We start from the raw sequence: 17,684 nt of genomic DNA, 5'->3' as shown, positions 1-17,684 counted from the left end.
ATGACGATGCAGGCGGCGATGCACGGGGCCACGGGCGCCCCGGCCGGGGCCGGGCCGGCGGATGACGCGGCCCGGATGGTGCTGACGCTGACGGTGCGCGGGCAGCTCTGCGGCGTGCCGGTGCTGGCGGTGCGCGACGTGCTGGGGCTGCAATCCATCACCCGCATCCCCCTGGCCCCGCCGGAGGTCGCGGGCAGCCTGAACCTGCGCGGGCGCATCGTCACCGCCATCGACCTGCGCCCGCGGCTGGGCCTGCCCCCGCGCGAAGCCGGCACCCCGGCGATGAGCGTGGTGGTGGAGGTGGGCGGAGAGCTCTATTCCCTGCTGGCGGACGGGGTGGGCGACGTGCTCTCGCTGGACGAGGAGGAGCGCGCCCCCAACCCGCCCACCCTGGACGAGGCGTGGAAGCAGGTCAGCCTGGGCGTGCACCGGCTGGGCGATGACCTGCTGGTGCTGCTGGACGTGGAGCGCCTGCTGGCGATCGCCCAATGACCGCACGCACGGTGCTGGTGGTGGATGACAGCGGCGTGGTGCGCAAGGTGGCGCGCCGCATGCTGGAGAAGCACGGCTTCGCGGTGCGCGAGGCGGAGGACGGCCGCGCGGCCCTGGCCAGCTGCGCCGAGGCGCGCCCGGACCTGATCCTGCTGGACCGTAACATGCCGGTGCTGGACGGCATCGGCTTCCTGAAGGCGCTGCGCGCCCAGCCCGCCCCCCAGCCCGTGGTGGTGATGTGCACCACCGAGGCCGCGCAGGACCGCATCCTGGAAGGGCTGGAGGCCGGGGCGGACGAATACGTGATGAAGCCCTTCGACGAGGCGATCCTGATGGACAAGCTGGCCCAGGTGGGCTTCGCATGAGCGCGCCGCTGCGCGTGATGCTGTGCGACGACAGCGCCACCGTCCGCACCCTGCTGGGCCGCGTGCTGGAGGGCGACCCGGGCATCGAGGTCGTCGCCCGCGTCGGCAACGGCCAGGAGGCCCTGCGCGCGCTGGAGGCGGCGCCGCCCGCCCGGCGCGCCCAGGTGGTGCTGCTGGACCTGGAGATGCCGGTGATGGACGGCATGACGGCGCTGCCGCTGATCCTGAAGCGGGAGCCGCGGCCCATCGTCATCGTCGCCTCGGCGCTGACGCAGAAGGGCGCGGCGGCCACCATGGCGGCGATGCGCGCCGGCGCCTCGGACTACGTGCCCAAGCCGGCGGCGGCGGCCGGCGGCGTCTCCGATCCCGGCTTCCGCAACGAATTGCTGGCCAAGGTCAAGGGCTGGGCGCGGGTGAAGGCGGCGCCGGGTGCTACGCCGCGCATCGCCGTGCGCGCCCCGGCGGGCGCCCCGCCCCGGCTGCTGTGCCTGGGTTCCTCCACCGGCGGGCCGCAAGCGCTGGCGGCGCTGGTGCGGCGCCTGCCGCGCAACCTGGCGGTGCCGCTGGTGCTGGTCCAGCACATGCCGCCCGGCTTCACCGCCATGCTGGCCCAACACCTGGACACGCTCGGCGGCCCCCGCATCGCGGAGGCCAAGGGCGGCGAGGTGCTGCGTCCCGGCATGGGCGTGCTCGCCCCGGGCGACCGCCACCTGCTGGTCCGCCAGGAGGGCGAGCGCCTGGTGACGGAACTCTCCGACGCAGCGCCGGAGAATTTCTGCCGCCCGGCGGTGGACCCTACCCTTCGCTCGGCCGTGGCGGCCTGCGGGGCGCTGGTGCAGGCGGTGATCCTCACCGGCATGGGCTCGGACGGGCTGCTGGGCTGCCGCGCGGTGGCGCAGGCCGGCGGCGCGGTCTGGGCGCAGGACGAGGCCTCCAGCGTCGTCTGGGGCATGCCCGGCGCGGTGGCCCGTGCGGGGCTGGCGAGCGAGCAGGGCACGCCCGACGCGCTGGGCGAGGCTCTGGCGCTGCGGGTGGGGGTGGCGCGATGACGCCGGCCACCTTCCAGGCCCTGGTGGGCATGGTCAAGCAGCGCTCGGGCGGTGTGATCAACCCCGACCAGGGCTACATGCTGGAAACTCGCTTGGCGCCGCTGCTGAAGCGTGAGGGGCTGCCCGGGCTGGACGCGCTGGCGCAGCGCCTGCAGCGCCCCGGCAGCGAGTCATTGGCGCAGGAGATGACGGAACTCCTGACCACCAACGAGAGCAGCTTCTTCCGCGATGGCCGCCCCTTCGAGCACCTCCGCGCGCTGCTGCCCGCCCTGCACCGGGCGCGCCCGGCGGGCCAGCCGCTGCGGGTGTGGTCGGCGGCCTGCTCCACCGGGCAGGAAGCCTATTCCATCTCCATCCTGGCGAGCGAACTGGCCGAGGCCGACGCCTCCTTCGCCGCGCGGCGGGTGGAGATCATCGGCACCGACATCACCGCCGCGGTGCTGGAGCGCGCGCGCGCCGGCGTCTTCACCCAGTTCGAGGTGCAGCGCGGCCTGCCCATCCGCACGCTGATGAAGCGCTTCTCGCAGGACGGGACGCGCTGGCGCGTCAACCCGGACATCGCCGCGCGCTGCCGGTTCGAAAAGCTGAACCTGCTGGGCGACCTGCGCGCCGTGGGCCGCTTCGACGTCATCTTCTGCCGCAACGTGCTGATCTACTTCGACGTGCCGACCAAGGCCCGCGTGCTGGCGGCGCTGGCCGAACGGCTGAACCCGGATGGCGCCCTCTATCTCGGCGCGGCGGAGACGGCGATGGGCATGGCCACCCGCCTGACCCCCCTGCCCGGCGAACGCGGCGTCTACGCCCTGGGCGAGGAGGGCGCGAGCTTGCGGGCGTGAGGGGCTGCGCGCATCCTGCCGCCATGATTCTCAACGCCTTTGACATGGCCTGCGTGGGACACATCCAGCAGGGGATGTGGACCCACCCGCGCGACCGCTCGGTGGACTACCACCGCCTCGCCTACTGGACGGAAACCGCCCGCCTGCTGGAGCGCGGGCTGTTCGACGGCATCTTCCTGGCCGACGTGTTGGGCATCTACGACGTGCTGGGGGGCGACGCCGGCGCCGCCATCCGCAACGCCGTGCAGGTGCCGCTGCTGGACCCCGCCATGCTGGTGCCGGCCATGGCGGCGGCCACCACCCACCTGGGCTTCGGCGTCACCGCCAACCTGTCCTACGAGGCGCCCTACCTGTTCGCCCGGCGGATGAGCACGCTGGACCACCTGACGGAAGGCCGCATCGGCTGGAACATCGTCACCGGCTACCTCGACAGCGCGGCCCGTGCCATGGGCCTCGTCCGGCAGATGGCGCATGACGACCGCTACGACATGGCCGACGAGTACATGGAGGCCGCCTATGCCCTGTGGGAAGGCGGCTGGGACGACGACGCGGTGCGCGCGGACCGCGCCGCCGGCCTCTACGCCGACCCCGCGAAGGTGCGGAAGGTGCGGCACGAAGGCCCGCAGTTCCGGCTGGAGGCGCGTCACCTCTGCGCGCCCTCGCCCCAGCGCACGCCGGTGCTTTACCAAGCGGGGGCCAGCGCGCGCGGGCAGCGCTTCGCCGGCCGCCATGCCGAGGTGGTGTTCCTCAATGGCGGGCCGGCGCCGGCCGTGGCGAAGCAGGTGGCGGCGCTGCGCGCGGCGGCGGCGCCGCGGCGCATCCGCGTGCTGGTGGGCGTCACGCCCGTGCTGGGCCGCACCGCCGCCGAGGCGCAGGAGAAGCTGGCCGACTACCGCGCGCATGCCAGCACGGAGGGCGCGCTGGCCCATGCCGCGGCCTCGCTGGGCATCGACTTCAGCCGCTTCGACTGGGATGAGCCGATCACCCAGGGCCCGGGCAACGCCATCCAGAGCAACGTGGCGGCGATGACGGCGGCGGGCGGCGGCACGCTGACCAAGCGCGGCTTGGTGGAGCGCTTCATCCTGGGCAGCCGGCAGGTGCCGCTGGTCGGCAGCGCCTCGGAGGTGGCGGACGCGCTGGTCGCCTTCCTGGCCGAGACGGGGGCGGACGGCTTCAATCTGTCGCGCACCGTGGTGCCCGAGTGCTGGACGGATGCGGTGGAGCTGCTGGTGCCGGAATTGCAGGGGCGCGGCGCCTTCCGCACCGCCCATGCCCCCGGCACGCTGCGGGAAAAGCTGCTGGGCGCCGGGCCGCGCCTGGAGGCGCCGCACCCGGCCGCCGCGCACCGTCAGTCGTAGACCTGGGCCAGCGTCTCGGCCACCAGGCAGGGGCGCGGGCTGCCTTCCAGCTCCATCTCGTTCTCCAGCGTCACCCGCACCCCGCCGGCGATCGGCTCCACCGCCTTGCAGGTCAGGTGCAGCCGCACGCGCGAGCCCGCCGGAACCATCGCGGTGAAGCGCACCTTGTTGGTGCCGTAGTTGATGGCGCGCGAGCGGTTGACGACGCGATAGACCGAGGGCGCCAGCCGCGGCAGCAGCGACAGCGTCAGGAAGCCGTGGGCGATGGTCTTGCCGCCCGGCATCTCCTTCGCCGCGCGCTCGACATCCACGTGGATCCACTGGTGGTCGCCCGTCGCCTCGGCGAAGAGGTCGATGGTCTTCTGGTCCACGGTGAACCATTCGCTGGTGCCCAGCTTCTTGCCGACCCAGTCGGACAGGGCGGCGGGCGTGGCGATCTCGAGCATGGCAATCCTCCTCCGGGCAGCATCGCCCGGAGGGGACGGCGCGTCCAGTCAGCGCGCCGGGTTGGTCACGCCGCGCGCGCGCACCCAGTCGTTGAAGGGCATGCGGTCCACCCGCACCAGGCAGGGCCCGCCGGCGGCGGCGTCATGGCGGAAGGCGTAGATGTAGATGTCGTTGCCCTGGACCATGACGCGGCAGAACCCCTCCTCCGGCTTCGGGTCGTCATCCGGGCAGCGGTCGAGGTCGAGGTGCGGCACCTTCTCCTCGAAGCCCGCATAGGGGATCCAGCATTGCGCCCCCTGCCCCAGCGCCGGCAGCGGCGCCAGCAGCAGGGCCGCCAGCCAGGCCCTCATGCGCGCGGCGCCTTCAGGCCCAGCACGCGCTCGATCGTCATCGGCAGCTCGCGCATGCGCCGGCCGGTGGCGTGCCAGATGGCGTTGCCGATGGCCGCCGGCGTGCCGCAGATGCCGATCTCGCCCAGGCCCTTCACCCCGATGGGGCTGGTCAGCCGGTCGCGCTCCTCCACGAAGATCACCTCGATGCCCTCCACGTCCGCGTTGGCGGGCACATGATATTCCGCGAGGTTGTGGTTCATCCAGCGCCCCAGCCGGTGGTCGGCCTGGCTTTCCTCATGCAGCGCCATGCCGATGCCCCAGACGGTGCCGCCGATGATCTGCGAGCGCGCGGTCTTGGGGTTGAGGATGCGCCCAGCCGCCACCGCCTGCACCACGCGGGTGACGCGCACCTGGCCCAGCTCCTCGTCCACCCTCACCTCGGCGAAGACCGCGGCATGGGCGTGGGAGGAGTAGCGCAGCTGCGTCATCATGTCCGGCCCGGCCTTGCCATCGGCCACCAGCCGGTCGCGGCCGGCGGCGCGCATCACCCCGCCCAGCGGCAGGGCGCGCCCGGCGTCGCTCCAGCGCGCCACGCGGCCGCCGGCGAAGCGCACATCCTCCAGCGAGGCGCCGAGCAGCTCGCCCTGCGCCTGGGCCAGGCGCAGCAGCTCCGCCTTCAGCCGGGCGCAGGCATCGGCCACCGCCGAGCCGGCGGAGGCCGCGGTCCAGGACCCGCCGGACACAGGGGCGTAGGGCAAGGAGGAATCGCCCAGCAGCACGGTGACGCGCTCCATGGGCAGGCCCAGCTCCTCGGCGGCGATCTGCGCCAGGATGGTGTAGGTGCCGGTGCCCAGGTCGCCGGTGGCGACGCCGACCGTGGCGTTCCCCTCGGCGTCCAGCAGCACCCGGGCCTGGTGCTTCTGCATCTGCGCTTCCCAGGCGCCGGTGGCCATGCCCCAGCCGACCAGCTCCCGCCCCTGCCTCATCATGCGCGGCGCCAGCGGGCGGCCGGCCCAGCCGAAGCGCGCGGCGGCGAGCTGGTAGGCCGCCAGCAGCTCCTTGGATGTGTGGTGCTTGCCGCTGCTCTCGTCGGTGTCGGCGTGGTTGCGCAGGCGCAGCGCCAGCGGGCACATGCCCAGCTTCTCCGCCAGCTCGTCCATGGCGGATTCGGCGGCGAACAGGCCGGTGGGGGCGCCGGGGGCGCGCATGTCCAGCGGCGTCTCGATGTCCAGGTGGACGAAGCGGTGGTCCAGCTTCACGTGGGGCGCCGGGTAGAGCAGGTTCACCCAGTTCACCACCGTTTCCTGGTATTCCTCGTAGGAGGAGGTGGCGGCGATCGCCTCCTGCTTGATGGCCAGCAAGGTGCCGTCCGGCCTGGCGCCCAGCGCCATGTCCAGCACCGTCTCGGGCCGGTGGCCGATGGACCATTGCTGGTCGCGCGGCAGCACCAGCTTCACCGAGCGCCCGAGCGCGAGCGCCGCCATCACCGCCAGGAAGCACTGGTGGTGCGGCCGCAGCCCGGAGCCGAAGCCGCCGCCCAGGAAGGGCGTGACCACGCGCACGTCGTCCTTCTTCAGGCCGAACACGCTGCACACGTATTCCTGCGTGTTGGTGACGCCCTGGATCTTGTCGTGGATCAGCAGCTTGCCGCCTTCTTCGACGATCACGGTGGTGGCGTGCGGCTCCATGGCGTTGTGGTGCTCGGCGCCGTGGACGTAGCGCGCCTGCATCCGAACCGGCGCCGATGCCAGCGCCGCGTCGGCATCGCCCTTGGGCGCGGGGGGTGGGCTGGTGCCGGACCGCTTCTTGGAAGGGTGCCGCGCCCTGTCCAGCCGCGCCGCCAGGTCGGTGTGGCAGGGCTCCTCGGCGTAGGAAACCTCGATGAGGTTGGCGGCGAAGCGCGCGGCCTCGTAGGTCTCGGCCACCACCAGCGCGATGGCCTGGCCACTGTGCAGGATGCGGTCGTCATGGAGCGGCCGCAGCGGCTGGCCGGGCGGCGCCACCTGGTCCTGGTAGGCGCTGCCGCGGAAGGCGGCGGAGGGCCGGTTCTCGTGCGTGAACACCGCCACCACGCCGGGCACCGCCTCGGCGGCCTCCGTGCGGATGGCGCGGATGCGGCCGCGCGCGATGGCGCTGCCCAGGGCATGGGCCTGCAGGATGGGGGTTCCGGCGGCGAAGTCGGCCACGTAGCGCGCCGCGCCGGTGACCTTGGCGGGGCCGTCCACGCGGTCGCGCGGCGTGCCGATGACGGGGTCGTGCAGCATCAGCTGATCGCCTTCTCGACATGGGATTGCGGCGTGCCGGCCGCCGCCTGGTGCAGGGCGCGCGGGATGGCGCGGCGCGCCAGCTCGACCTTGAAGTCGTTCTCGCCCTGGCCCTGCGCGCCGTGCAGCAGGCGTTCCGCCGCCGCGGCGAAGGCGGGCTCGTCGGGCGCGCGGCCTTCCAGCAGCGCCTCGGCCTCCGCCACCCGCCAGGGCTTGTGGGCGACGCCACCCAGCGCGACGCGCGCCTTGGTGATGCGCCCGCCTTCCAGCGTCACCGCCGCCGCCACCGACACCAGCGCGAAGGCGTAGGAAAGGCGGTCGCGCAGCTTGAGGTAGGTGCGGTGCCCGCCGGTCTCCCAGGTGGGGATCTCCACGGCGGTGATCAGCTCGCGCTCGCCCAGGGTGGTGTCGCGCCAGGGCTCGTCGCCGGGCAGGCGGTGGAACCCGGCCATGGGGATGCGGCGTTCGCCTTCCGGCCCCTGCACCACCACCACCGCCTCCAGCGCCGCCAGCGCCACGCACATGTCGGAGGGGTGGGTGGCGATGCAGGAGGAGGAGGCGCCGAGGATGGCGTGGATGCGGTTCACCCCGCCGATCGCCGGGCAGCCGGTGCCGGGCTCGCGCTTGTTGCAGGGCGTCTGCCGGTCATAGAAGTAATGGCAGCGCGTGCGTTGCAGCAGGTTGCCGCCGGTCGTCGCCATGTTGCGCAGCTGCGGCGTGGCGCCGGCCAGGATGGCGTCGGCCAGCAGCGGGGCGTGGCGCTGCACCAGCGGGTGCGCGGCGGTGTCGGCATTGGTGGCCAGCGCGCCGATCCGCAGCGTGCCGCCGCTCTCGGTGATCTCGCGCAGCGCCTCGATGCGGCCGAGGTCGAGCAGGGCCGGCGGCCGCTCGACGTCGTACTTCATCAGGTCCACCAGGTTGGTGCCGCCGGCCAGGAAGCGCGCCTGCGCCGTCTTGGCGGCGATGGCCAGCGCCGGCGCCTCGGGGCGGGAGAAGCTGAAGGGCCTCATCGGGAAGCGGCCTCCTGGATGGCGGCGACGATGTTGGGATAGGCGCCGCAGCGGCAGATGTTGCCGCTCATCCACTCGCGGATCTCGGCTTCGCTCCTCGTGTGCCCCTCCTCCAGCAGCGCCACGCCGGAGCAGAGCTGGCCGGGCGTGCAGTAGCCGCACTGGAAGGCGTCATGGGTGATGAAGGCCTGCTGCAGCGGGTGCAGCGTGCCGTCCAGCGCGGCGAGGCCCTCCACGGTGCGGACCTCGCTGCCCTCCTTGCTGGCGGCCAGCACCAGGCAGGAATTCACCCGCTTGCCGTCGAGAAGGACGGTGCAGGCCCCGCATTGCCCGTGGTCGCACCCCTTCTTGGAGCCGGTGAGGCCGAGATGGTCGCGCAGGGCATCGAGCAGCGTGGTCCAGGGCTGCAGGCGCAGCCGCCGCGCCTCGCCATTCACGGTCAGCGTGACCGCGAGCGTCTCGGGGCCGCGCGGGGACAGGTCGTCGGGCATGGGGGCCTCCCTTGGGGTCCGCCGGGCAACGCGGGGCCGGGGCGGCGCGTTGGCGTTGCGCTTCATGGGAAGGTGGCGATGGCGCAGCGCTGGCCCGAGCGGCTCTGGGTGGTCCGGCATGGCGAGAGCCTGGGCAACGTGGCGCGCGACGCCGCGGACGCCGCGGGCGCGCACGTGATCGAAACCGGCGGGCGGGACGTGGACGTGCCGCTCTCCCCCCTCGGCGAGCGCCAGGCGGCGGCGCTGGGCCATTGGTTCCGGGCGCAGGCGCCGGAGGTCATCCTGTGCTCGCCCTACCTGCGCGCCCGGCGCTCGGCCGAGATCCTGCGCGACGCCGCGGGGCTGGACGTGCCGGTCTGCGTGGACGAGCGCCTGCGCGAGAAGGAGTTCGGCATCCTGGACCGACTGACCCGCGCCGGCATCGAAGCCATGCACCCGGACCAGGCGGAGCTGCGCGGCATCCTGGGCAAGTTCTACCACCGGCCGCCGGGCGGCGAGTCCTGGTGCGACGTCATCCTGCGGCTGCGCTCGGCGCTGGACACCATCGTGCTGCACCACGCCGGGGAGCGCGTGCTGGTGGTGGCGCACCAGGTGGTCGTGCTGTGCATGCGCTACCTGCTGGAGCGCATGGACGAGGAACAGGTGCTGGCAGTGGACCGCGCCGGCGACGTGCCGAATTGCGGCGTGACGGAGTACCGGCTGGACCCGGCGGCGGGCCCGCATGGCGGGCTGGTGCTGCACCGGGCCAACTGGGTGGCGCCGCTGCGCGAGGAAGGCACCCCGGTGACGGCGGAACCCGAGCGGGTGACGGGGGCGCGATGACCGACGTGCTGGACGAAGCGTGGCTGCGCGCCAACCCCCTGCCCCCGATGGAGGCGGCGACCGACAAGGATTCGCGCGGCCGCGTCCTGCTGGCCGGCGGCTGCCGCGAGGTGCCGGGCGGCATCCTGCTGGCGGCCGAGGCGGCGCTGCGCGCCGGTGCGGGCAAGCTTCAGGTGGCCACCGCGGCCGCCGTGGCGCCCGGCCTGGCGCTGCGCCTGCCGGAAGCGCGCGTCGTCGCCCTTCCGGAAACGGCGGAGGGCGGCATCGGCCCGGCAGCCGCGCCCCGGCTGGAGGAGCTGGCGGCGCGGGTGGACGCAGTGGGCTTCGGCCCCGGCATGATGGACCCGGAGGAGGCCGGCGCCCTGGCGCGGGCGCTGCTGCGCGGGGTGCGCCGCCCCGTCGCCTTCCTGCTGGACGCCGCGGCGATCTGCGGGCTGGAGCCGGACAGCATCGGCCGCCACGGCGGCCGGCTGGTGCTGACGCCCCATGCCGGCGAGATGGCGCAGATGCTGGGCATCCGCCGCGCCGAGGTGGAGGAAGATCCGCTGGACGCCGGGCGCCGGGCGGCGCGGCGCTTCCAGGCGGTGGTGGTGGTGAAGGGCCAGCACAGCCAGGTGGTGACGCCGCAAGGTGCCGCATTGATGGTGGAAGGCGGCGGGGTGGGGCTGGCGACCTCGGGCAGCGGCGACGTGCTGGCCGGCGCCATCACCGGCCTGCTGGCGCGCGGCGCCCCGCCGCTGGTGGCGGCGGGCTGGGGGGTGTGGCTGCACGCCCAGGCCGGGCGGGCGCTGGGGCCGCCCGGCTTCCTGGCGCGGGAGCTGCCGGGGCAGTTCCCCGCGCTGCTGGCGGCGGCCGGCTGAAAGCGGCCGCCCGCCTTCAGTGGTACTTGCGGATCAGGCCGACCAGCCGGCCCTGCACCTTCACGCGGCCGGCGGCGAAGATGCGCGTCTCATAGGCCTGGTTGGCCGGCTCCAGCGCCACGGCGTTGCCGCGCTGGCGAAGGCGCTTCAGCGTCACCTCGTTGTCGTCGATCAGCGCCACCACGATGGCGCCGTTGTCGGCGGTGTCGCCCTGGCGGATCACCACGATGTCGCCGTCCAGGATGCCGGCCTCCATCATGGAGTCGCCCGCGACTTCCAGCGCGTAGTGCTCGCCACCCACCATCAGGTCGGCCGGGACCTCCACCATCTCGGTGGGGTTGCGCAGCGCCTCGATCGGCGTGCCGGCGGCGATGCGGCCCATCAGCGGCAGGGCGCCGTGGCCGGGCCGCACCGGGATGGAGGGCTGCGTGGCGGCGCGCCGGGCACGCACGGCGTCCAGCTGCGTGACCTCGGCGCGCGGCGGGCGCGTCAGCTCCTCGGGCAGGCGGACCACCTCCAGCGCGCGGGCGCGGTGGGCGCGGCGACGCAGGAAGCCCCGCTCCTCCAGCGCGGTGATCAGGCGGTGGATGCCGGACTTGCTCTTGAGGTCGAGCGCGGCGCGCATCTCCTCGAAGGAAGGGCAGAAGCCCGTCGCGGTGAAGTGCTTGTGGATGAACATGAGCAGCTCGTGCTGCTTGCGCGTGAGCATGGGCGGGGGTTCCCCATCGAATCGCCTTATGTTCTAGGTAGGTTCCCCCATGCCGGTCAACAGAAAGTTGTCAGGGCGTTCTATTTTTCCCGGCTCAGAACGGCTCCGCGCGATCCTTGCGCAGCAGGCGGGCGAACGCGGCCCGGCCGCGGTCCTGCCCTGTCACCGCGTCGGCGAGGCCGTCCAGCCAGCCGGCGAACCACGCCTTGCCCCAGTCCCCGGTCTGGGCCATCGGGTTCTCCAGCACGCTCGCGCCGTCGGCGAAGGCCTTGCGCCCGGCGGCGTAGGCGTCGTCCGTCACGAACAGGTCGTCGGGGTCCACATCCTCGGGCATCGTCGCGTCCTTGCTTGGCGGCGCATATCATCCGGTGCCACGCTGACGCAAACGGAAGCCCGGCGCGCGCGTTCGCGGCAGGGACAGGGTGGAGGGCCGGCCATGCGGATGGATGACGAGCGCGAGAGCCAGTATGTGGAAGACCGGCGCGGCCAGGGTGGCTTCGGGCGCGGCGGCTTCCCGATCGGCCGGGGCGGCATCGCCGGCGGCGGCATCGGCGTGGTGGTGATCGCGCTGATCGCCATGTTCCTGGGCGTGGACCCGGGCGTGGTGCTGAACCAGCTGGATGGCGGCGCGCCGCCAGCGCAGCAGCAGGCACAGGCGCCGGCGCAGCGCCCGGCGGCGGATGACGAGGGCGCGCGCTTCGTCTCGCGCGTGCTGGCCTCGACGGAGGATGTCTGGACCCGCGAGTTCCAGCGCGCCGGCCGTACCTACGAGCCGCCGCGGCTGGTGCTGTTCTCCGGCGCGGTGCAGTCGGGCTGCGGCACGGCGCAGGCGCAGATGGGGCCTTTCTACTGCCCGCTGGACCGGCGCGTGTACATCGACCTCGACTTCATGGCCCAGCTGCAGCGCCGCCTCGGCGCGCCGGGCGACTTCGCGCAGGCCTATGTCATCGCGCACGAGGTGGGGCACCACGTCCAGAACCTGCTGGGCGTGCTGCCGGCCACCCAGCGGGCGCAGCAGCAGGCCGGCGCGCGGTCCGAGGCCAACGCCATCTCCGTCCGCACCGAGCTGATGGCGGACTGCATGGCCGGCTTCTGGGCGCAGCGCGCGCAGGAGATGCGCGGCATCCTGGAGCGCGGCGACATCGAGGAAGGCCTGGCCGCCGCGGCCGCCGTGGGCGACGACCGCATCCAGGCCGGCCACGGCGCGGTGCGGCCCGAAAGCTTCACCCATGGCAGCGCCCAGCAGCGCGTCACCTGGTTCCGCCGCGGCCTGCAGGCGGAAGGCGTCGCGGCCTGCGACACCTTCCGGGGGTGATTTCCGGGCGCTGATGTTCCATATCCGTTGCCATGAACATGCTGGCCCCCGTCCTGTTCACCCCGGTCCGCCGCCCGATTCCCGAGCACGGGCCGCGGCTGGAGGTCGTCTCGCCCTTCGCGCCCAACGGGGACCAGCCGCGCGCCATCGAGGAGCTGATCAGCGGGCTGCGGCAGAACGAGCGTGACCAGGTGCTGCTCGGCGTCACCGGCTCGGGCAAGACCTACACCATGGCCAAGGTGATCGAGGCGGTGCAGCGCCCGACGCTGATCCTGGCGCCGAACAAGACCCTGGCGGCGCAATTGTACGGGGAGATGAAGTCCTTCTTCCCCAACAACGCGGTGGAATACTTCGTCTCCTACTACGACTACTACCAGCCGGAGGCCTACGTCCCGCGCACGGACACCTACATCGAGAAGGACTCCCAGATCAACGAGCAGATCGACCGGATGCGCCACGGCGCCACCCAGGCGCTGCTGGAGCGGCGCGACGTCATCATCGTCGCCTCCGTCTCCTGCATCTACGGCATCGGCTCGGTCGAGACCTACTCCAAGATGGTGGTGAAGCTGGAGCGCGGCGGGACGCTGCCGCGCGAGGCGCTGGTGAAGGGGCTGGTGGAGCAGCAATACCGTCGCAACGACGCCGCCTTCGCCCGCGGCTGCTTCCGCATCCGCGGCGAAAGCGTGGACATCTGGCCCGCCCAGCTGGAGGACCGCGCCTGGCGCATCTCCCTGTTCGGGGACGAGATCGAGGACCTGCGCGAGTTCGACCCGCTGACCGGCGAGATCGCCGGCGCCTTCGACCGCATCTCCATCTACGCCAACAGCCACTACGTCACGCCGCGCCCGACGCTGAACCAGGCCATCCTGCGCATCAAGGAGGAGCTGAAGGAACGCCTGCGGGAGCTGGAGGCCGAGGGCAAGCTGCTGGAGGCGCAGCGGCTGGAGCAGCGCACGCAGTTCGACATCGAGATGATGGAGACGACGGGCGTCTGCAAGGGAATCGAGAACTACTCGCGCTACCTGTCCGGCCGGAACCCGGGCGAGCCGCCGCCCACCCTGTTCGAGTACCTGCCCGAGGGCGCGCTGCTGGTGGTGGACGAGAGCCACGTGACGGTGCCGCAGATCGGCGGCATGTTCCGCGGCGACTACAACCGCAAGATCGTGCTGAGCGAGCACGGCTTCCGCCTGCCCTCCTGCACCGACAACCGCCCGCTGAAGTTCGAGGAGTGGGACGCCTTCCGCCCGCAGACCGTCTTCGTGAGCGCCACCCCGGGCCCGTGGGAGATGGAGCGCACCCAGGGCATCTTCGCCGAGCAGGTGATCCGCCCCACCGGCCTGGTGGACCCGGTCTGCGAGATCCGGCCGGTGGAGGGCCAGGTGGATGACCTGCTGGCCGAGTGCAAGGCGCAGGCGGCCAAGGGCGGCCGTGTGCTGATCACCACGCTCACCAAGAAGATGGCGGAGCAGCTCACCGAATACCTCACGGAGATGGGGGTGAAGGTGCGCTACCTGCACAGCGACGTGGACACGCTGGAGCGCATCGAGATCATCCGCGACCTGCGGCGCGGCGTCTTCGACGCGCTGGTGGGCATCAACCTGCTGCGCGAGGGGCTGGACATCCCCGAATGCTCGCTGGTCGCCATCCTGGACGCGGACAAGGAGGGCTTCCTGCGCTCCCGCACCTCGCTGATCCAGACCATCGGCCGCGCCGCGCGCAACGCCGAGGGGCGCGTGGTGCTCTACGCCGACCGCATGACCGACAGCCTGAAGGCGGCGCTGGAGGAGACGGAGCGCCGGCGCAACAAGCAGCTGGCCTGGAACGCCGAGCACGGCATCACCCCCACCACCATCCGGCGCGAGATCGCCGACGTGCTGAAGGACGTGACGCAGGGCGACTACGTCACCGTCGAGGCGTCGGAAGGCGACGCCACCGCCAACTTCGTCGGCAAGGACCTGCGCGCCGCCATCAACGACCTGGAAAAGAAGATGCGCGCCGCCGCCGCCGACCTGGAGTTCGAGACCGCCGCCCGCCTGCGCGACGAGATCAAGCGGCTGGAGGCGATGGAGCTGGGCATCATCGCGCCCAACGAGGCCGGGCGTTCGCTGCAGGAGGTGACGCCGCGCGCGCCGACCAAGAAGAAGGACTGGAAGCCCAAGCCGCTCGGCCCCGGCGGCGGCGGCTACGAGCCCAAGGGCAAGGGACGTGGCCGGCGCGGCGCCAGCCTGCACTAGATCATGATCCGCAAACGCGGATCATGATCTAGCCTTTGCTGAGAGGACGACTCACCGCTTTGATGATTCCATCAAAGCGGATCGTGCGCTAAGCGCTATCCCAGTTCGAAGCTGGTGATGCCGAAGATGCCTTGCCGCCGCATGGCCGGGGGCGGGCCGGTGTACATGCGCGCCGTCTCGAACACCTTGGCCATCCCGGCCTCCTGCGCCAGGGCCACGGCGGCGGCGTGGTCCTCGGGCACGTCCAGCACCAGCGGGCCGGGCGGCCGGCGGGCGGCCAGCGCCCCGAACAGGGCGCGCGCCTCCTCGGGGCCACGGGCGAACAGCGGGCCAAGCTTGCTGCCTTCCCGGCAGGGGCGCAGCGCGCCGAAGCCGGTCAGCGCGCCCGTTGCGTCGCGCGTCACCAGGGCGACGTGGCCAGGGGCATCCAACCAGGCGCGCAGGAAGGCCGGGCGCTGGTGGCCGCAATGCGCCGCGTCGAAGGCCGCCAGGGCGTCGTCGAAGCGGGCGGGCTCCGTGCGGTGCCCCACCGCCGGCAGGCGCGGCGCCGAGGCTTGGTAGCGGGCATTGTTCCAGGCGAAGGCGAAGCCGGACCTGCGGTAGTTCGCCTGCTGCGCCACCACGCCATCCAGCCCGATGCAACGCCCCTCCAGCCGCGCCATGCCCGCCCGCCACGCCGCCATGCCATGCCCCTGCCCGCGCGCGCCGGGCACGGCGATGTAGAGGCCGATGAAGCCCTGCCCCTCCCCGCCCCGCACGGCGGCGATGGCGGCGACGGGGCGGCCGCCGTGCTCGGCGAGCAGGAAGCCGTCGGGGTCGGCGGCGTGGAAGCAGGCGGCGTCGCTGCGGCCGGGATTCCAGCCCTCGGCCGCGGCCCAGTCCAGCACCATCTCCAGCTCGGCGCGGGACATGGGGCGGATGGGGGTCACGGCAGGCGGATCTCCAGCCGGCGGAAGCGGATCACGCCGCTGTCGTCGTTGTTGACGCCGGCGGCATGCTGCAAGGCCAGCGGCCCGTCGCGGAAGCGGGCGTGGCGGGCGCCGTCCACCGTGCGCTGGCCGTTGAGGGTGACGGACATCACCTCGCCGCGCGCGCTGATCTCCAGCGTGTTCCAGCGGCCGCCGGCGCGCGGCATCGGGTCCACCGCGGCGACGTCCACGATGGCGCCGGTGCCGTAGCGCTGCTCCGGCCGCTCATCCCACAGGTTGATCTCGTAGGAGGTGGCGGACCCGATGCGCGCGGGGTCGCTGATGCGGATGAAGATGCCGCTGTTGGTGCGCGGATCGAGGAAGACCTCCGTCCGCAGGTCGAAATCGCTGAAGGAGCGCGTGGTCATCAGGAAGCCGGTGCCGCGGTCGGCCACCAGGGCGCCATCCTCGACGCGCCAGTTGGCGTTGCCGACGGGGGTGAAGCCCTCCATGTCGCGGCCGTTGAACAGGGGCGTCCAGGCGCCGCCCTGGGCGAAGGCGGGTGTGGCGGCGAGTGCCAGCAGCAGGCTGCGTCGGTGAAGCATCTTGGTCCTCCCTGGGGCGCGTCGTTCCCGCCTGCGCCGGCGCAAGCGCCGGCTGCGGATGCGCGCCCCGGGCACGGTAGGCCGCTGGCGGTTCGGCGTGCAAACATCGCGTCGGCACATCGGGGGAGGCACGCGCGTGGCGCCTGCGGAGTATGAGCGCATCATCCATCGCGGTGTGCCGCTGGCGGGCGAATGGGGGGTTCGCGTGCTGCACGCCGCCGGCGGCACGGCGCGGCTGGAACTGCCCTTCGCCGAGCGGCTGCTGCGGCCCGGCAACACCGTCAGCGGCCCGGCCATCATGGGCCTGGCCGACGTGGCGATGTGGGCGGCGCTGCTCTCCCTCACCGAGGGGCGCGACGAGAGCCTGACCGCCAGCATGAACATCGCCTTCCTGCGCCCCTGCGGCCCGGGGCCGATCATCGCCGAGGCGCGCATCATCAAGGGCAGCGGTCGCTCCCTGTTCGGCGAGGTGGTCATCACCCGCGCCGGCGAGGCCGACAAACCCTGCGTGCACGTGACGACAGGATGGGTGAGGCCGGAGCGCCCGGCTTGACGGGCGCGACCGAGCAAGAGCGCCCGGCTTGACGGGCGCGACCGAGCAAGAGCGCCCGGCTTGACGGGCGCGACAGAGCAAGGGTGCCCGGCTTGACGGGCGCGACCAATGCAGGGCGCCCGGCCTGACCGCGCGCCCTACGCCCGGCGCCCGGTGAACAGCACCGCGACCAGCATGGCGCCGACCGCCAACGCCGCCCCCCCCGCCTTCAGCCAGCCGATCGGCTCGCCCAGCACCGCCCAGGAGGCCGAGAGCCCCACCACCGGCACCAGCACGGACAGGGTGGCGGCGCGCGTCGCCCCCAGCATCTCCACGCTGCGGGCGAACAGCAGCATGGAGGCCGCGCCCAGCGCCACCCCCTGGGCCACCAGCGTCCAGGACCAGACCTGCCAGGGCAGCGCGAAGAACTCGCCCGCGCGGAACAGCAGGAACACCGGCAGCACCAGCGCCAGCGAGGCCAGCGTGACCGCCGCGCTGGCCGCGATGGCGCCCAGGCCGAAGCGCCGCAGCAGTACGGTGAAGACGCCCCAGGTGCCGCCGGCGCCCAGCAGCAGCAGGTCGCCCCGCCAGGCGCCGGGGTGTCCGCCCAGCCCATCCCAGCCGATCAGCAGCACGCCCAGCAGCATGCAGCCCAGCGCGGCGATCCGCCCCGGCGTCGGGCGTTCCTTCAGCAGCCACCAGGCGGCGATGGCGCCCACCACCGGCCCGGTCATCGGCGCGATGGTGCCGCCATGGCTGGCCGGCGCGAAATGCAGCGCCGAGACGAACAGCGTCAGGTTCACGCAGCCCCCCGTCAGCACCAGCAGCCCCAGCCGGCGCAGGCCCAGCCCGGCGATGGCGTGGCGGTCCTTCCAGGCCAGCGGGCCGAGGATCAGCGCGGCGGGCAGGTAGCGGCTGAACAGGATGTCCAGCACGGTGATCCCCTGCCCCTGCAAGGCGATGCGCGCCACCACCGCGTGTCCGCCCCAGATGACGGAGGCGAGCGCGCCCAGCAGCAGGCCGACGAGCAGGCGGGGCGCGGAGAACATGCCCCT

Annotated in this window: 20 protein-coding genes; 10 read left to right on the top strand and 10 right to left on the bottom strand. The window is 73.1% G+C overall.

Annotated features, from left to right (window positions below; all coding sequences use genetic code 11):
• From ACI6QG_RS11265 to ACI6QG_RS11245, 5 genes are read left to right on the top strand one after another with little or no spacing between them, the layout of a single operon-like run.
• The gene (locus ACI6QG_RS11265) at nt 1-492 is read left to right on the top strand and encodes a chemotaxis protein CheW (protein WP_491630730.1); all 492 of its coding nucleotides are present in this window, start codon (nt 1-3) and stop codon (nt 490-492) included.
• Entirely contained in the window at nt 489-857 is a 369-nt protein-coding gene (locus ACI6QG_RS11260; RefSeq protein ID WP_407024652.1) for a response regulator, read from the top strand. The genes ACI6QG_RS11265 and ACI6QG_RS11260 overlap by 4 nt, the downstream gene beginning before the upstream one ends.
• Nucleotides 854-1,906 (top strand): chemotaxis-specific protein-glutamate methyltransferase CheB, encoded by a 1,053-nt coding sequence (gene cheB, locus ACI6QG_RS11255; RefSeq protein WP_407024651.1) that lies wholly within the window; start codon nt 854-856, stop codon nt 1,904-1,906. The genes ACI6QG_RS11260 and cheB overlap by 4 nt, the downstream gene beginning before the upstream one ends.
• Nucleotides 1,903-2,742 carry a CheR family methyltransferase gene (locus tag ACI6QG_RS11250; RefSeq protein ID WP_407024650.1) on the top strand — a complete coding sequence of 280 codons (840 nt, stop codon included), beginning with the start codon at nt 1,903-1,905 and terminating at the stop codon, nt 2,740-2,742. Before cheB ends, ACI6QG_RS11250 begins: the two co-directional genes overlap by 4 nt.
• A gap of 23 nt (nt 2,743-2,765) precedes the next feature.
• Nucleotides 2,766-4,100 carry an LLM class flavin-dependent oxidoreductase gene (locus ACI6QG_RS11245; protein WP_407024649.1) on the top strand — a complete coding sequence of 445 codons (1,335 nt, stop codon included), beginning with the start codon at nt 2,766-2,768 and terminating at the stop codon, nt 4,098-4,100.
• On the opposite strand, the gene ACI6QG_RS11240 is transcribed toward ACI6QG_RS11245, so the two are convergent.
• The 5 genes from ACI6QG_RS11240 to ACI6QG_RS11220 are packed head-to-tail and all read right to left on the bottom strand — an operon-like array spanning nt 4,091 to nt 8,644.
• A complete protein-coding gene (locus tag ACI6QG_RS11240) occupies nt 4,091-4,546 on the bottom strand; it encodes a MaoC family dehydratase (protein ID WP_407024648.1) in 456 nt (151 codons plus the stop codon). The two genes, ACI6QG_RS11245 and ACI6QG_RS11240, sit on opposite strands and share 10 nt — an antisense overlap.
• Nucleotides 4,547-4,594: 48 nt before the next feature.
• Nucleotides 4,595-4,897, bottom strand: coding sequence for a hypothetical protein (locus ACI6QG_RS11235; protein WP_407024647.1), 303 nt, complete (start codon nt 4,895-4,897; stop codon nt 4,595-4,597).
• Entirely contained in the window at nt 4,894-7,143 is a 2,250-nt protein-coding gene (locus tag ACI6QG_RS11230; RefSeq protein ID WP_407024646.1) for a xanthine dehydrogenase family protein molybdopterin-binding subunit, read from the bottom strand. Before ACI6QG_RS11230 ends, ACI6QG_RS11235 begins: the two co-directional genes overlap by 4 nt.
• Nucleotides 7,143-8,153, bottom strand: a complete 1,011-nt coding sequence (locus ACI6QG_RS11225) for an FAD binding domain-containing protein (protein ID WP_407024645.1) — start codon at nt 8,151-8,153, stop codon at nt 7,143-7,145. Before ACI6QG_RS11225 ends, ACI6QG_RS11230 begins: the two co-directional genes overlap by 1 nt.
• Entirely contained in the window at nt 8,150-8,644 is a 495-nt protein-coding gene (locus ACI6QG_RS11220) for a (2Fe-2S)-binding protein (protein ID WP_407024644.1), read from the bottom strand. Before ACI6QG_RS11220 ends, ACI6QG_RS11225 begins: the two co-directional genes overlap by 4 nt.
• Nucleotides 8,645-8,722: 78 nt before the next feature.
• Between ACI6QG_RS11220 and ACI6QG_RS11215 the strand changes: the two genes are divergently transcribed.
• Both ACI6QG_RS11215 and ACI6QG_RS11210 read left to right on the top strand, forming a co-directional pair.
• Complete coding sequence (locus ACI6QG_RS11215; RefSeq protein WP_407024721.1) at nt 8,723-9,466, top strand: histidine phosphatase family protein; 744 nt, start codon at nt 8,723-8,725, stop codon at nt 9,464-9,466.
• Nucleotides 9,463-10,326, top strand: a complete 864-nt coding sequence (locus ACI6QG_RS11210) for an NAD(P)H-hydrate dehydratase (protein ID WP_407024643.1) — start codon at nt 9,463-9,465, stop codon at nt 10,324-10,326. Before ACI6QG_RS11215 ends, ACI6QG_RS11210 begins: the two co-directional genes overlap by 4 nt.
• A gap of 16 nt (nt 10,327-10,342) precedes the next feature.
• On the opposite strand, the gene lexA is transcribed toward ACI6QG_RS11210, so the two are convergent.
• Together lexA and ACI6QG_RS11200 are read right to left on the bottom strand one after the other, a co-directional pair.
• Entirely contained in the window at nt 10,343-11,005 is a 663-nt protein-coding gene (gene lexA, locus ACI6QG_RS11205) for a transcriptional repressor LexA (protein ID WP_491630732.1), read from the bottom strand.
• Between the two features lie 124 nt (nt 11,006-11,129).
• Nucleotides 11,130-11,369 carry a hypothetical protein gene (locus tag ACI6QG_RS11200; protein ID WP_407024641.1) on the bottom strand — a complete coding sequence of 80 codons (240 nt, stop codon included), beginning with the start codon at nt 11,367-11,369 and terminating at the stop codon, nt 11,130-11,132.
• Between the two features lie 102 nt (nt 11,370-11,471).
• On the opposite strand from ACI6QG_RS11200, the gene ypfJ reads away from it, so the two are divergent.
• Both ypfJ and uvrB read left to right on the top strand, forming a co-directional pair.
• Nucleotides 11,472-12,350: a KPN_02809 family neutral zinc metallopeptidase gene (gene ypfJ / locus ACI6QG_RS11195; RefSeq protein WP_407024640.1), complete on the top strand. Its 879-nt coding sequence runs from the start codon at nt 11,472-11,474 to the stop codon at nt 12,348-12,350.
• A 32-nt stretch (nt 12,351-12,382) separates the two neighbouring features.
• Nucleotides 12,383-14,584 (top strand): excinuclease ABC subunit UvrB, encoded by a 2,202-nt coding sequence (uvrB, locus tag ACI6QG_RS11190; protein ID WP_407024639.1) that lies wholly within the window; start codon nt 12,383-12,385, stop codon nt 14,582-14,584.
• A 95-nt stretch (nt 14,585-14,679) separates the two neighbouring features.
• Here uvrB and ACI6QG_RS11185 read toward each other — a convergent pair whose 3' ends face one another.
• Both ACI6QG_RS11185 and ACI6QG_RS11180 read right to left on the bottom strand, forming a co-directional pair.
• Complete coding sequence (locus ACI6QG_RS11185) at nt 14,680-15,513, bottom strand: GNAT family N-acetyltransferase (RefSeq protein WP_407024638.1); 834 nt, start codon at nt 15,511-15,513, stop codon at nt 14,680-14,682.
• Complete coding sequence (locus ACI6QG_RS11180; RefSeq protein ID WP_407024637.1) at nt 15,510-16,097, bottom strand: 3-keto-disaccharide hydrolase; 588 nt, start codon at nt 16,095-16,097, stop codon at nt 15,510-15,512. Before ACI6QG_RS11180 ends, ACI6QG_RS11185 begins: the two co-directional genes overlap by 4 nt.
• Before the next feature lie 136 nt (nt 16,098-16,233).
• On the opposite strand from ACI6QG_RS11180, the gene ACI6QG_RS11175 reads away from it, so the two are divergent.
• Nucleotides 16,234-16,650, top strand: a complete 417-nt coding sequence (locus ACI6QG_RS11175) for a PaaI family thioesterase (protein ID WP_407024636.1) — start codon at nt 16,234-16,236, stop codon at nt 16,648-16,650.
• Between the two features lie 137 nt (nt 16,651-16,787).
• On the opposite strand, the gene ACI6QG_RS11170 is transcribed toward ACI6QG_RS11175, so the two are convergent.
• Complete coding sequence (locus ACI6QG_RS11170; protein WP_407024635.1) at nt 16,788-17,678, bottom strand: DMT family transporter; 891 nt, start codon at nt 17,676-17,678, stop codon at nt 16,788-16,790.
• Between the last annotated feature and the right edge of the window lie 6 nt (nt 17,679-17,684).

This window comes from Sabulicella flocculans (genome assembly GCF_045449635.1).
Classification (GTDB): domain Bacteria; phylum Pseudomonadota; class Alphaproteobacteria; order Acetobacterales; family Acetobacteraceae; genus Roseococcus.
This window is presented reverse-complemented; position numbering and strand designations above follow the sequence as displayed.

Excerpts from the sequence above, each read along its gene's own strand:
- ACI6QG_RS11260 (WP_407024652.1), top strand. The coding sequence starts at position 489 with ATGACCGCACGCACGGTGCTGGTGGTGGATGACAGCGGCGTGGTGCGC.
- ACI6QG_RS11240 (WP_407024648.1), bottom strand. The coding sequence starts at position 4,546 with ATGCTCGAGATCGCCACGCCCGCCGCCCTGTCCGACTGGGTCGGCAAG.
- ACI6QG_RS11245 (WP_407024649.1), top strand. The coding sequence starts at position 2,766 with ATGATTCTCAACGCCTTTGACATGGCCTGCGTGGGACACATCCAGCAG.
- ACI6QG_RS11220 (WP_407024644.1), bottom strand. The coding sequence starts at position 8,644 with ATGCCCGACGACCTGTCCCCGCGCGGCCCCGAGACGCTCGCGGTCACG.
- ACI6QG_RS11180 (WP_407024637.1), bottom strand. The coding sequence starts at position 16,097 with ATGCTTCACCGACGCAGCCTGCTGCTGGCACTCGCCGCCACACCCGCC.
- ypfJ (WP_407024640.1), top strand. The coding sequence starts at position 11,472 with ATGCGGATGGATGACGAGCGCGAGAGCCAGTATGTGGAAGACCGGCGC.
- ACI6QG_RS11225 (WP_407024645.1), bottom strand. The coding sequence starts at position 8,153 with ATGAGGCCCTTCAGCTTCTCCCGCCCCGAGGCGCCGGCGCTGGCCATC.
- ACI6QG_RS11265 (WP_491630730.1), top strand. The coding sequence starts at position 1 with ATGACGATGCAGGCGGCGATGCACGGGGCCACGGGCGCCCCGGCCGGG.
- ACI6QG_RS11210 (WP_407024643.1), top strand. The coding sequence starts at position 9,463 with ATGACCGACGTGCTGGACGAAGCGTGGCTGCGCGCCAACCCCCTGCCC.
- uvrB (WP_407024639.1), top strand. The coding sequence starts at position 12,383 with ATGAACATGCTGGCCCCCGTCCTGTTCACCCCGGTCCGCCGCCCGATT.
- ACI6QG_RS11170 (WP_407024635.1), bottom strand. The coding sequence starts at position 17,678 with ATGTTCTCCGCGCCCCGCCTGCTCGTCGGCCTGCTGCTGGGCGCGCTC.
- ACI6QG_RS11230 (WP_407024646.1), bottom strand. The coding sequence starts at position 7,143 with ATGCTGCACGACCCCGTCATCGGCACGCCGCGCGACCGCGTGGACGGC.
- ACI6QG_RS11235 (WP_407024647.1), bottom strand. The coding sequence starts at position 4,897 with ATGAGGGCCTGGCTGGCGGCCCTGCTGCTGGCGCCGCTGCCGGCGCTG.
- ACI6QG_RS11215 (WP_407024721.1), top strand. The coding sequence starts at position 8,723 with ATGGCGCAGCGCTGGCCCGAGCGGCTCTGGGTGGTCCGGCATGGCGAG.
- cheB (WP_407024651.1), top strand. The coding sequence starts at position 854 with ATGAGCGCGCCGCTGCGCGTGATGCTGTGCGACGACAGCGCCACCGTC.
- lexA (WP_491630732.1), bottom strand. The coding sequence starts at position 11,005 with ATGTTCATCCACAAGCACTTCACCGCGACGGGCTTCTGCCCTTCCTTC.
- ACI6QG_RS11200 (WP_407024641.1), bottom strand. The coding sequence starts at position 11,369 with ATGCCCGAGGATGTGGACCCCGACGACCTGTTCGTGACGGACGACGCC.
- ACI6QG_RS11250 (WP_407024650.1), top strand. The coding sequence starts at position 1,903 with ATGACGCCGGCCACCTTCCAGGCCCTGGTGGGCATGGTCAAGCAGCGC.